The following is an 11,618-nucleotide window of genomic DNA, read 5'->3' on the forward strand; positions in this document are numbered from 1 at the left end:
CGCGCTACCCCGCCAACGCAAGCGCGTCGTGGCAGACCCGCACCGGATCGGCCGCACCGGCGACGCTGGCGGCCGCCCGCCGCGCGGCCTCCCGGAACCTCGGCGACGACAACACCTCGTTGACCGCCGCCACCAGCGCGTCGGCGGTCAACGGCCGGATCAGCACCGCGCTACCCTGCCGGACTACCCGGTTGGCGATCTCCCACTGATCCCCGCCACCGGGAACCACCACCATGGGCACCCCGGCCAGCAGCGTCTTGGCCACCATCCCATGACCACCGCCGCAGATCACCAGATCGGCCCGCGTGAGCAGCTCGGCCTGGCTGCCCAGCCCGGCCACCGCCCAGGGCGGCACCGTCAGGTCGGCTCCGCTCAAACGCGACACCACCAGGCGCGATCCCGACGGCACCGTCTCACCCGGCGTCAGAGACTGCAACGCGACCTCCGTCAATCCGGCGGTCCCGGTCAACGCGGTGGACGGCGCCACGACCACCACCGGCCCGGTGCCGGCGGGGATGGCCAGCACCCGATCGGTCGGCTCGAAATGCAGCGGGCCCACCACGACGGCCTCGGCCGGCCAGTCCGGGCGGGGAACCTCGAGCGCGGGCAGCGTGGCGATCAGCCGGCGCAGCGGCCCGGGATCGCGGGCCGGCAATCCGATCTCGACCCGAACGGCGGCACGCTGGCGCAGCCCGGCACGCCAGGACCGCCCCGTCAGCGCTCGCATGGTGGCATCGCGCAGCCGGCCGCGGATACCGGTGCCTGCAGCCAGTCCGCTGCCGATCGGCGGCAGTCCCTTCGACGGCAGGTACAGCGGATGCGGGTTGAGTTCCACCCACGGGATCCCTAGCAGTTCGGCTGCCATGCCGCCGCACGCCGTGATGACGTCGGACACCACCAGCTCCGGTTCCAGAGCCCGCAGCCGCGGCACGTTGAGCACGGCCATCTGCGCCGCTCGCCGATGGATCCTGGCCCCGGCGTCGAGATCGCGGTCGGTGGCCGCCAGCCCGTCCAGCTCGACGGCGTCAATGCCAGCGGCGCGGGCGGCTTCCAGCCATTCCACCCCGGTGAACAGGGTGGGCGTGTCAGCGGCTGCGCGGAAACGCTGGCACAGCGCGATCGCCGGAAACGAGTGCCCGGGATCCGGCCCGGCGACCACGGCGACGCGCATCGGCCCTACCCTGCCACAGCGCCACAGCCGTAGGCTGACAGCCATGGCCGAGCTGACCGAAACATCGCCGGAAACCCCCGAAACCACCGAGGCCATTCGTGCCGTCGAGGCGTTCCTCAACGCCCTGCAGAACGAAGACTTCGACACCGTCGACGCCGCACTGGGCGACGACCTGGTCTATGAGAACGTCGGGTTTTCCAGGATCCGCGGTGGCCGCCGCACGGCAACGCTGCTTCGCCGCATGCAGGGCCGCGTCGGCTTCGAGGTGAAGATCCACCGCATCGGCGCCGACGGCGCCGCGGTGCTCACCGAACGCACCGACGCGCTAATCATCGGACCGCTGCGGGTGCAGTTCTGGGTCTGCGGCGTATTCGAGGTGGACGATGGGCGGATCACCCTGTGGCGGGACTACTTCGATGTCTACGACATGTTCAAGGGCCTCTTGCGAGGCCTGGTGGCGCTGGTGGTGCCATCGCTGAAGGCAACGCTGTAGGCCGACCTTCCGGATCAAGCCCAACGCGCTGTAGAACATCGGGTAGCGCTACAGCCAGCCGGCTGCCCGGGCTTATCGCTACTCTGCGCGGCGGGCCAGCAAAGATGCGAAGTGTGGGCGAAACCGCAAATGCATCGCCTCGGCCGCTATACGATCCCCATGCACAGTCTTGAGGGTGAGCTGGCGATTTTGGGCCGACACGACGGGCTGTGGCGTGTTTGGAGGTCTCAGATGTCATTTGTGATCGCGGCACCGGAGTTTTTAACGGCGGCAGCAATGGACTTGGCGAGCATCGGCTCGACAGTGAGCGCGGCCAGTGCCGCCGCATCAGCCCCCACGGTCGCGATCCTGGCCGCGGGCGCCGATGAGGTGTCGATAGCCGTCGCGGCGCTGTTCGGAATGCATGGCCAGGCATATCAGGCCCTCAGCGTGCAGGCATCGGCGTTTCATCAGCAATTTGTGCAGGCCTTGACCGCGGGCGCGTACTCGTATGCCTCCGCTGAAGCCGCCGCCGTGACACCGCTTCAGCAACTAGTCGATGTGATAAATGCGCCCTTCAGAAGCGCGCTCGGCCGCCCCCTGATCGGCAACGGCGCCAACGGTAAACCGGGGACCGGACAAGACGGCGGGGCCGGCGGACTCTTGTACGGCAGCGGCGGTAACGGGGGATCAGGGCTGGCCGGCTCCGGCCAGAAGGGCGGTAACGGAGGAGCTGCCGGATTGTTTGGCAACGGCGGGGCCGGCGGTGCCGGCGCGTCCAACCAAGCCGGCAACGGCGGCGCCGGCGGAAACGGCGGCGCCGGTGGGCTGATCTGGGGCACCGCGGGGACCGGTGGCAACGGCGGGTTCACCACCTTTCTTGATGCCGCTGGGGGTGCCGGCGGGGCCGGCGGCGCCGGTGGGCTGTTCGGCGCGGGCGGGGCCGGCGGCGTAGGCGGCGCCGCCCTCGGCGGCGGCGCCCAGGCCGCCGGTGGCAACGGCGGTGCGGGCGGGGTCGGTGGGCTGTTCGGCGCCGGCGGTGCCGGCGGCGCCGGCGGCTTCAGCGACACCGGTGGGACCGGCGGGGCTGGCGGGGCCGGCGGGCTGTTCGGCCCGGGCGGCGGCTCGGGCGGCGTCGGTGGCTTCGGCGACACCGGTGGGACCGGCGGCGACGGCGGCAGCGGCGGGCTGTTTGGCGTCGGCGGGGCCGGCGGGCACGGTGGCTTCGGCAGTGCTGCCGGCGGCGACGGCGGCGCGGGCGGCGCCGGCGGCACGGTCTTCGGCTCGGGCGGGGCCGGCGGTGCAGGCGGAGTCGCCACTGTCGCTGGCCACGGTGGTCACGGCGGTAATGCCGGCCTGCTATACGGCACCGGTGGGGCCGGCGGAGCCGGCGGGTTCGGCGGGTTCGGCGGCGACGGCGGCGACGGCGGTATCGGCGGGTTGGTCGGTTCTGGCGGCGCCGGCGGCAGCGGCGGCACCGGTACCCTAAGTGGTGGTCGCGGCGGGGCCGGCGGTAACGCCGGCACGTTCTACGGTTCCGGCGGCGCCGGCGGCGCCGGCGGGGAGAGCGACAACGGCGACGGCGGAAACGGCGGCGTGGGCGGCAAGGCCGGGTTGGTCGGCGAGGGCGGCAACGGCGGCGACGGCGGTGCCACGATAGCAGGAAAGGGTGGTAGCGGCGGTAACGGCGGCAACGCCTGGCTGACGGGCCAGGGCGGCAACGGCGGCAACGCCGCATTTGGCAAAGCCGGGACTGGCAGCGTCGGCGTCGGTGGCGCCGGCGGGCTGCTGGAGGGCCAGAACGGCGAGAACGGATTGCTGCCTAGCTGAGCCAGCTTAGCCGCAGCTTGGCCTCAGCCACCGGGCGTGCGGCGGCCCATCGACCGAGGCACGTCGAAATCGGTGCACAACGCCCACCACGCGACGCGGGGCTCAACCCCGTCCTCGATCGCGCAGATGGCATTGCGCCCACCGAAACCGGTCAGCACATGGTCCAACCAGCACCAAAAGCCCGGTACGCCGCGCCGAATCGCGGGCTGACCAACTCGTGGAACTCCGTCCGCCGTATGCCGCCAACCGCGTGCGTCAGCGCCTTGTGGCACACCCGCACCGGATCGGCTACCTAACCCGCGCCGGCCGCTGCCTTGGCGCGGCACCCGGTCGGCCATCCACCGCAGATCCCCGCCACCGAACGCACCGAAACGCCGACCTTCGGCCCGCTTCGTATCCGGTTCTGGGCCTGCGGCATTTTCGAGGTACAACGGGCACGCTATGGCATTACCACTTCGGCGTCCAAGGCGCTGGTGCGCGGTCTGACCGCGTCGGCGTTCTCGTCGCCGCGGGCTACCCTGTAGCGAATGAGCGACAACGCAATCCGCCCGCGGCCCAACCCGTGGCAGTACATCCGCTATTGCTACGGGGCGCGGCTGCCGGACTCGATGCGAGACTGGGTGCGCAACGATCTGGCCGGCAAGGGTGCGGCCATCCGGATGATGATCCGCGTCGCGGTTCCGGCGGTGCTGGTGCTGGCCCCGTTCTGGCTGATCCCGACGTCGCTGGACGTCCACTTGAGCATGACGTTGCCGATTCTCATCCCGTTCGTGTATTTCTCGCATGCGCTGAACAAGGTATGGCGCCGGCACATGCTGCGCGTGCACAATCTTGACCCCGAGCTCGTCGACGAGCACGCCCGCCAACGCGACGCCCACATTCACCGGGCGTATATCGAACGCTACGGGCCACGGCCGGACCCGAACGACTAACGCCGGGGCAATCCGCCGAGCTCGTCAAACGCCTGCGCCCAAGCGACCAGGCGATCGGTGGCGCCGGCCAACTCCTCGCGGTAGCGCTGTTGTCCGGGCCCAGCCCCACCCGCGCCGTTCGCCGAGGAAACCAATTGCGCTGCGGCGGTGACCATTTCGTTGTACTGACGGACGCCGGTGCTCAGCTGCGCGGTAAACGCGTTGATGGTCGGCACCAGATACGACCGCGACGCCGCCGAGCATTGCACGGCCCGCTCCATCGAGACCACCTCGGCCGCGGTCGCCACCATCGCCGCCGAAGTCTGGTTGGCCGCGGCCGTTAGGTCGCGGATCTCGTCCGCCGGCAACATGGCGCCCCGCTCCATGACACCCAACAGCGAGAAGAACCCGCGTTCGGAGGCGCCCAGCGCCGACATCGCGGGTCGCGCGGCCGAGCCCGGTGGTGGCAGCCGGCGCACACTTGCGGGCCGCCGCACCGGCAGTGGCTCCGAGCGCAGCCAGCGGTAGCGAAGCAGCAATAGCGTCGCCGGAATGGCCTGCGTGACCGCAATCGTGCCGGTAATCACCAGCAGCGACGTAAACCAGCCCCAGGCCGCCAACAGCGCCGTCACCAACCCCCAGAGCAGACAGCCTGCGGTGAATACCAGACCCCAGCGCAATGCACGGCGGCGGCGGCGCAGCAGCCGGGCACGCGGATCGATGGCGACGCTGATCTTTTGTGCTACCAGGTCGGCCAAATCACCGGCGGTATCCACGCCGCGCTGCAGCAACGAACGCCACGGCCGGCGCTGACCCGCTTTCACTGCCATGCCGAACCGTCTGCCCAACTACTGACCGTAGGGCTGCTCGGCAATAGCCCCGCCAGAAGTCTCGGTGGCCGGTCTGGGGGTAGCCGTGGTCCCGCCGGCCGGCAACGCTTCACCGCGCATCGATGCGCGGATCTGTTCCAACCGTGAATGACCGGCCATCTGGATCCCGGCCTGCTCCACCTCGAGCATCCGGCCCTGCACCGAACTCTCGGCAAGTTCAGCCGAACCGATCGCGTTGGCGTAGCGACGCTCGATCTTGTCGCGCACCTCGTCGAGGCTCGGCGTGTTGCCTGGCGCGGCGAGCTCACTCATCGACCGCAACGATGCGCTGACCTGCTCCTGCATCTTCGCCTGCTCGAGCTGGCTGAGCAGCTTGGTTCGCTCGGCGATCTTCTGCTGCAGCACCATCGCATTTCGTTCGACGGCCTTCTTGGCCTGAGCTGCGGCGCTAAGCGCCTGGTCATGCAGCGTCTTGAGGTCTTCGACGCTCTGCTCGGCGGTCACCAGCTGGGCTGCGAACGCCTCGGCGGCGTTGTTGTATTCGGTGGCCTTGGCAGCGTCTCCGGCGGCGGTGGCCTGGTCGGCCAGCGTCAGGGCTTGGCGCACATTGACCTGAAGCTTTTCGATGTCCGCCAGCTGTCGGTTGAGTCGCATCTCCAATTGACGCTGGTTACCGATCACTTGCGCCGCCTGTTGAGTCAGCGCTTGGTGGGTGCGCTGTGCTTCCTCAATGGCCTGTTGAATCTGCACCTTGGGGTCGGCATGCTCGTCGATCTTCGAGCTGAACAGCGCCATGAGGTACTTCCAGGCTTTAACGAACGGATTGGCCATCAGTTAGCTCCGCCTTCGCTTCTTGTGTGCGCCAGATGGTCTCAGCGCCCTGTCGCTCAATTTATCGGGTCAGCGCGCATTGCCCCACCCATGGCGCGCATCTTGTCGACCCGGACCGACCGGCGACCCTTAGGCCACCGCCAGCGACACCACCGGCGCAATGACGACCTTGGTGCTGGCGTCAATGGTGGCGCCGGTTGCTCTGCCAGCCGGGGTGGCGCGGGCAAGGCGCTCTTGACGCGCCATCCGCTCGCCCGCATCGATGAGCACCACCGACAACGGGAGCTGCAGAGCCGTACAAATCGCACTGAGCAGCTCGCTGGAAGGCTCCTTGCGACCGCGCTCGATCTCCGACAGATACCCGAGGCTCACCCGCGCCGAATCGGACACCTCGCGCAGCGTCCGACCCTGCGACATCCGCGCTCCGCGCAGCACGTCACCAACGACCTCACGCACCAAAGCCGCCATCAAAAACTCCTTGTCCACCTCGCAATCGTCATCAGGTGAACGCCGCCGGCGGTGGGGTTGGTTCCCGCAATCAGCTGGCGGTCTGGCGGATCCCCCCGATGTCCCGCAGAGCCCTGGCCACGTAATCGACACCAGTGATCACGGTGAGCAGGATCGCGGCGGCCATCACTACCACCGCCGCAACGTGCAGCGGACCCGAAAGTGGCAACACGAATAAGCCAATTGCCACCGCCTGGACAAAGGTCTTCAGCTTGCCGCCCCAGCTCGCGGGAATGACACCGCGCCTAATAACCGCCAACCTCAAAACGGTCACTCCGAGTTCGCGGGTCAGGATTAGCACCGTGACCCACCACGGCAAGTCGCCGAGCATCGACAATCCGATCAGCGCCGAGCCGATCAGAGTCTTGTCCGCGATCGGATCGACAAACGCACCGAATTCGGTTGCCATCCCGTAATTGCGAGCCAGCAGGCCGTCGAATCGATCGGTAATGCAGGCGGTTGCAAATATCGCCCACGCCACTACGCGGGCCGCGGAGTGGTGGCCGCCGCCATAGAACAAGGCCAGCAGGAAGACCGGGACCATCACCAGCCGCAACAGCGTCAGGATATTGGCGAGGTTGGCAATGCGGGCGCGGCCTGCTATCTGACCCGTTTCAGGCTGCGCCGACACGGCAACAGAATAACGGGTTGACCTGCTCATGCGACCCTTGATGTCGATACTGTTTCACACGTGACCGAACGTCCACGGGATTGCCGGCCGGTGGTCCGGCGCGCGCGAACCTCCGATGTGCCCGCGATCAAACAACTCGTCGACACCTATGCCGGAAAGATCTTGCTGGAAAAGAATCTCGTGACACTCTATGAAGCGGTTCAGGAATTCTGGGTGGCCGAGCACCCGGACCTCTATGGCAAAGTCGTCGGTTGCGGTGCGTTGCACGTGTTGTGGTCGGATCTCGGCGAAATCCGCACCGTCGCTGTCGACCCGGCCATGACCGGCCACGGTATCGGCCACGCAATCGTCGATCGGCTACTGCAGGTCGCCCGCGATCTGCAGCTGCAGCGCGTGTTCGTGTTGACCTTTGAGACCGAGTTCTTCGCCCGGCACGGATTCACCGAGATCGAGGGCACCCCGGTCACCGCCGAGGTGTTCGACGAGATGTGCCGCTCCTATGACATCGGGGTCGCCGAATTCCTGGACCTGAGCTACGTCAAGCCCAACATCCTCGGCAACTCCCGGATGCTGCTGGTGCTGTAGCCCGGCGAGCAGACGCAAAATCGCCTCATTTCGGCACGAAATGGGCGATTTTGCGTCTGCTCGGCGGGCTACTCGCCGCCGTCACCCCGGATCGCGGCCAGTGTGCCCGCCAACTCGTCGGGCTTGACCAGCACCTCACGGGCCTTCGAGCCTTCGCTGGGCCCGACGATGCCGCGGGTCTCCATCAGGTCCATCAAACGGCCCGCTTTGGCGAAGCCGACCCGCAGCTTGCGCTGCAGCATCGACGTCGACCCGAACTGGCTGGACACCACCAGTTCCACGGCCTGCAGGAAGACGTCCATGTCGTCGCCGATGTCGGGGTCGACGTCGGTGCGCTCCGCGGTGGGTTTAGCCGTGGTGACGCCCTCGGTGTATTCGGGTTCGGCCTGTTCCTTGCAGGCGGTGACGACGGCGTGGATCTCTTCGTCGGAGACGTAAGCGCCCTGCAGCCGGAGGGGTTTGCTCGCACCCATCGGCAAGAACAGGCCGTCGCCCATGCCGATCAGCTTTTCCGCGCCCGCCTGGTCCAGGATCACCCGGCTGTCGGTCAGCGACGAGGTGGCAAACGCCAGCCGCGACGGCACGTTGGTCTTGATCAGCCCGGTGACCACGTCCACCGACGGGCGCTGGGTGGCCAGCACCAGGTGGATGCCGGCGGCGCGGGCTTTCTGGGTGATCCGCACGATGGCGTCCTCGACGTCACGCGGCGCGGTCATCATGAGGTCGGCCAACTCGTCGACGATGGCCACCACGTAGGGGTAGGGCCGATACTCGCGCTGGCTGCCCAGCGGCGCGGTGATGGCCCCGGATCGCACCTTGTCGTTGAAGTCGTCGATGTGGCGCACCCGGGAGGCCTGCATGTCCTGGTAGCGCTGCTCCATCTCGTCGACCAGCCAGGCCAGCGCGGCCGCGGCCTTCTTCGGCTGGGTGATGATCGGCGTGATCAGATGCGGAATGCCTTCATACGGCGTCAGTTCCACCATCTTCGGGTCGATCAGGATCATCCTGACCTCTTCCGGGGTGGCCCGGGTCAACAGCGACACCAGCATGGAGTTGACGAAGCTGGACTTTCCCGAGCCCGTCGAGCCGGCCACCAGCAGGTGCGGCATCTTGGCCAGGTTGGCCGAGATGAAGTCGCCTTCGATGTCCTTGCCCAGCCCGATCACCAACGGATGATGGTCGCGACGGGTCTCTCGTGCGGTGAGCACGTCGGCCAACCGCACCATTTCCCGGTCGGTGTTGGGTACCTCGATGCCGACGGCGGACTTGCCGGGGATCGGTGCCAGCATGCGCACGCTCTCGGTAGCCACCGCGTAGGCGATGTTGCGCTGCAGCGCGGTGATCTTCTCGACCTTGACGCCGGGCCCCAGTTCGACCTCGTAGCGGGTGACGGTGGGCCCGCGGGTGCAGCCCGTGACGGCCGCGTCGACCTTGAACTGGGTCAGCACCTCACCGATGGCGCCGGCCATGTGGGTGTTGGCCGCACTGCGTTTCTTGGGCGGATCACCGGATATCAGCAGGTCCAGCGACGGCAGCGTGTAGGGACCCTCGACGATCCGGTCCAGCACTTGGGTATCTTTGCGGCGGCCGCGTCTTCCGGAGCCCCGACCGGCGGAGGCTTCCGGTATCGTCGCAGTGTCATCCTGCGGAACCTCGGCCGACGGCCAGGCCGGTGGCCCGTCGTCGGAGCACAGGGGCACCTCGTCGTAGTAACCGTCGGAGAAGTCCTGGCGGGCGACTTCGACGGTGTCCGCGTCGTCACCATCGAAGTCCGCGAAGTCCTCGAAGTCGTCGGCGTATTCCCGTGGCAACAGCCGGGTGCCGAACATGGCGCGCATGGCATCTGGCACCTCTCGGATCGTGATCCCGGCCAGCAGGAGCAATCCGAACAGCGCGCCGATGAATAACAGCGGCGCGGCGATCCAGGCGGTCAACCCGTCCGAGAGCGGCCCGCCGATCGCGAAACCGATGAACCCCGCGGCGCGCAAACGCGACTCCGGGGCCTCGGGTGAGCCCGCCCACAGGTGGCACAAGCCGAGAAACGACAAGCCGATCAGGCTGGCGCCGAGGATCAGCCGCGGCCGCGAATCGGGGTTGGGCGACGTACGCATCAGCACCACGGCCACGGCGGCGGCAACCAGCGGGAGCATGACCACTGCCGACCCGATGAACGTCCGCAACAAGGCGTCGACCCACGCGCCGAGCGGCCGGGCGGCGTCGAACCACGAGCTCGCGGCGACTACCACGGCAAGGCCGAGCAGCACCAGCGCGATTCCGTCGCGGCGATGCCCGGGCTCGATGTCGCGGGCTCGCCCGATCGACCGCGCCGCGCCGCCGGTGCCCTTGGCCGCCATCATCCAGACGGCACGCATGGCCCGGCCGCAGGCGAGTCCGGTAGACACCAGCAGCGACCGATGGTGCCGTCGGGAGGGTCTGCCGACCCCTTTGACGGGCCTCGACCTCTTTCTGGGCACGGCCGATCGCGCACTTCGGGACGCGCCCCGCGAAGTGGCCTTTGACCTGCTCGTTCGAGTGCCGGAGCGGGCAACGGTCTTGCTAGACATAACGGCAAGCCTAGTCGCTATCACACCATCTACACCATCCGCCACACTGGTAACGGCGATCTGCTCGCCTCGTTGCCAGGGTCTCCTGAGTAGGGTGACAAGTGATCGTGCCGCGTCACGCCGCCCGACGCGCGGAGTTCCAGGAGGCCCCAGCATGCCCGTCGTCGTCGTCGCCACGCTGACCGCCAAGCCTGAATCGGTCGACACCGTCCGCGACATCCTCACCCGCGCGGTCGATGACGTGCACCGCGAACCCGGCTGCCAGTTGTACGCGCTCCACGAAACCGGCGAGACCTTCATCTTCGTTGAGCAATGGGCCGATGCCGAGGCGCTCAAGGCCCATAGCGGCGCCCCCGCGGTTGCCACCATGTTTACCGCGGCCGGCGAGCACCTGGTCGGGGCGCCGGACATCAAACTGCTGCAGCCGGTTCCCGCCGGCGACCCGAGCAAAGGGCAGCTGCGCCGGTGATCGACCGGCCACTCGAAGGCAAGGTCGCCTTCATCACCGGCGCCGCGCGCGGCTTGGGCCGCGCACACGCGGTTCGACTGGCAGCCGACGGCGCGAACATCATCGCGGTTGACATCTGCGAGCAGATCGCCAGCGTGCCTTATCCGTTGAGCACCGCCGACGACCTGGCGGCCACCGTCGAGCTCGTCGAGGACGCCGGCGGCGGGATCGTGGCCAGACAGGGCGACGTTCGCGATCGCGCATCACTGTCGGTCGCATTGCAGGCGGGCCTTGACGAGTTCGGCCGGCTCGACATCGTGGTGGCCAATGCCGGTATCGCGATGATGCAGGCCGGCGACGACGGCTGGCGCGACGTTATCGACGTCAACCTCACCGGCGTCTTCCACACCGTACAGGTGGCGATCCCGACCCTGATCGAGCAGGGCACCGGTGGGTCGATCGTGTTGATCAGCTCGGCCGCGGGACTGGTCGGCATCGGCAGCAGTGATCCCGGATCGCTTGGCTACGCGGCCGCCAAGCACGGCGTCGTCGGCCTGATGAGGGCGTACGCGAACCATCTGGCACCGCAAAACATTCGGGTTAACTCGGTACATCCTTGCGGGGTCGATACGCCGATGATCAACAATGAGTTCTTCCAGCAGTGGCTAACCACTGCTGACATGGACGCGCCGCACAACCTGGGTAACGCGCTGCCCGTCGAGCTGGTGCAGCCAACCGACATCGCCAACGCGGTGGCATGGCTGGCGTCCGAGGAGGCGCGCTATGTCACCGGCGTCACCTTGCCGGTCGACGCGGGCTTTGTGAACAAGAGGTAGCT

General features: G+C 68.0%; 12 protein-coding genes. 5 read left to right on the plus strand and 7 right to left on the minus strand.

Translation table 11 applies throughout. The features are described from left to right. Nucleotides 1–4: 4 nt before the first annotated feature. A complete protein-coding gene (locus tag Rv2739c) occupies nt 5–1,171 on the minus strand; it encodes a transferase (protein NP_217255.1) in 1,167 nt (388 codons plus the stop codon). Between the two features lie 43 nt (nt 1,172–1,214). Between Rv2739c and ephG the strand changes: the two genes are divergently transcribed. Both ephG and PE_PGRS47 read left to right on the plus strand, forming a co-directional pair. Continuing rightward, nucleotides 1,215–1,664: an epoxide hydrolase gene (ephG, locus tag Rv2740; protein ID NP_217256.1), complete on the plus strand. Its 450-nt coding sequence runs from the start codon at nt 1,215–1,217 to the stop codon at nt 1,662–1,664. Nucleotides 1,665–1,895: 231 nt separating this feature from the next. Then, nucleotides 1,896–3,473, plus strand: a complete 1,578-nt coding sequence (PE_PGRS47, locus tag Rv2741; RefSeq protein ID YP_177902.1) for a PE-PGRS family protein PE_PGRS47 — start codon at nt 1,896–1,898, stop codon at nt 3,471–3,473. A 23-nt stretch (nt 3,474–3,496) separates the two neighbouring features. On the opposite strand, the gene Rv2742c is transcribed toward PE_PGRS47, so the two are convergent. The 5 genes from Rv2742c to pgsA3 form a co-directional block, all read right to left on the minus strand. Continuing rightward, entirely contained in the window at nt 3,497–4,330 is an 834-nt protein-coding gene (locus Rv2742c; RefSeq protein NP_217258.1) for a hypothetical protein, read from the minus strand. A gap of 71 nt (nt 4,331–4,401) precedes the next feature. Further along, entirely contained in the window at nt 4,402–5,214 is an 813-nt protein-coding gene (locus Rv2743c) for a hypothetical protein (protein ID NP_217259.1), read from the minus strand. A gap of 18 nt (nt 5,215–5,232) precedes the next feature. Further along, the gene (gene 35kd_ag, locus Rv2744c; RefSeq protein ID YP_177903.1) at nt 5,233–6,045 is read right to left on the minus strand and encodes a hypothetical protein; all 813 of its coding nucleotides are present in this window, start codon (nt 6,043–6,045) and stop codon (nt 5,233–5,235) included. A gap of 129 nt (nt 6,046–6,174) precedes the next feature. Continuing rightward, nucleotides 6,175–6,513 carry a transcriptional regulator ClgR gene (gene clgR / locus Rv2745c; RefSeq protein ID NP_217261.1) on the minus strand — a complete coding sequence of 113 codons (339 nt, stop codon included), beginning with the start codon at nt 6,511–6,513 and terminating at the stop codon, nt 6,175–6,177. A 70-nt stretch (nt 6,514–6,583) separates the two neighbouring features. Beyond that, the gene (gene pgsA3 / locus Rv2746c) at nt 6,584–7,213 is read right to left on the minus strand and encodes a CDP-diacylglycerol--glycerol-3-phosphate 3-phosphatidyltransferase (protein NP_217262.1); all 630 of its coding nucleotides are present in this window, start codon (nt 7,211–7,213) and stop codon (nt 6,584–6,586) included. A 30-nt stretch (nt 7,214–7,243) separates the two neighbouring features. On the opposite strand from pgsA3, the gene argA reads away from it, so the two are divergent. Then, the gene (gene argA, locus Rv2747; RefSeq protein ID NP_217263.1) at nt 7,244–7,768 is read left to right on the plus strand and encodes an L-glutamate alpha-N-acetyltranferase; all 525 of its coding nucleotides are present in this window, start codon (nt 7,244–7,246) and stop codon (nt 7,766–7,768) included. Nucleotides 7,769–7,836: 68 nt separating this feature from the next. Here argA and ftsK read toward each other — a convergent pair whose 3' ends face one another. Then, entirely contained in the window at nt 7,837–10,488 is a 2,652-nt protein-coding gene (gene ftsK, locus Rv2748c) for a DNA translocase FtsK (RefSeq protein NP_217264.1), read from the minus strand. On the opposite strand from ftsK, the gene Rv2749 reads away from it, so the two are divergent. Both Rv2749 and Rv2750 read left to right on the plus strand, forming a co-directional pair. Next, a complete protein-coding gene (locus Rv2749; protein ID NP_217265.1) occupies nt 10,487–10,801 on the plus strand; it encodes a hypothetical protein in 315 nt (104 codons plus the stop codon). The two genes, ftsK and Rv2749, sit on opposite strands and share 2 nt — an antisense overlap. Next, on the plus strand, nt 10,798–11,616 hold the full coding sequence (locus Rv2750; protein ID NP_217266.1) for a dehydrogenase: 819 nt from the start codon (nt 10,798–10,800) through the stop codon (nt 11,614–11,616). The genes Rv2749 and Rv2750 overlap by 4 nt, the downstream gene beginning before the upstream one ends. Nucleotides 11,617–11,618: the final 2 nt, after the last annotated feature.

It is taken from the genome of Mycobacterium tuberculosis H37Rv (genome assembly GCF_000195955.2).
GTDB lineage: Bacteria > Actinomycetota > Actinomycetes > Mycobacteriales > Mycobacteriaceae > Mycobacterium > Mycobacterium tuberculosis.

Coding starts and splice junctions, on each gene's coding strand:
- Rv2739c (NP_217255.1), bottom strand. CDS start 1,171: ATGCGCGTCGCCGTGGTCGCCGGGCCGGATCCCGGGCACTCGTTTCCG.
- ephG (NP_217256.1), top strand. CDS start 1,215: ATGGCCGAGCTGACCGAAACATCGCCGGAAACCCCCGAAACCACCGAG.
- PE_PGRS47 (YP_177902.1), top strand. CDS start 1,896: ATGTCATTTGTGATCGCGGCACCGGAGTTTTTAACGGCGGCAGCAATG.
- Rv2743c (NP_217259.1), bottom strand. CDS start 5,214: ATGGCAGTGAAAGCGGGTCAGCGCCGGCCGTGGCGTTCGTTGCTGCAG.
- 35kd_ag (YP_177903.1), bottom strand. CDS start 6,045: ATGGCCAATCCGTTCGTTAAAGCCTGGAAGTACCTCATGGCGCTGTTC.
- clgR (NP_217261.1), bottom strand. CDS start 6,513: ATGGCGGCTTTGGTGCGTGAGGTCGTTGGTGACGTGCTGCGCGGAGCG.
- pgsA3 (NP_217262.1), bottom strand. CDS start 7,213: ATGAGCAGGTCAACCCGTTATTCTGTTGCCGTGTCGGCGCAGCCTGAA.
- Rv2749 (NP_217265.1), top strand. CDS start 10,487: ATGCCCGTCGTCGTCGTCGCCACGCTGACCGCCAAGCCTGAATCGGTC.
- ftsK (NP_217264.1), bottom strand. CDS start 10,488: ATGCTGGGGCCTCCTGGAACTCCGCGCGTCGGGCGGCGTGACGCGGCA.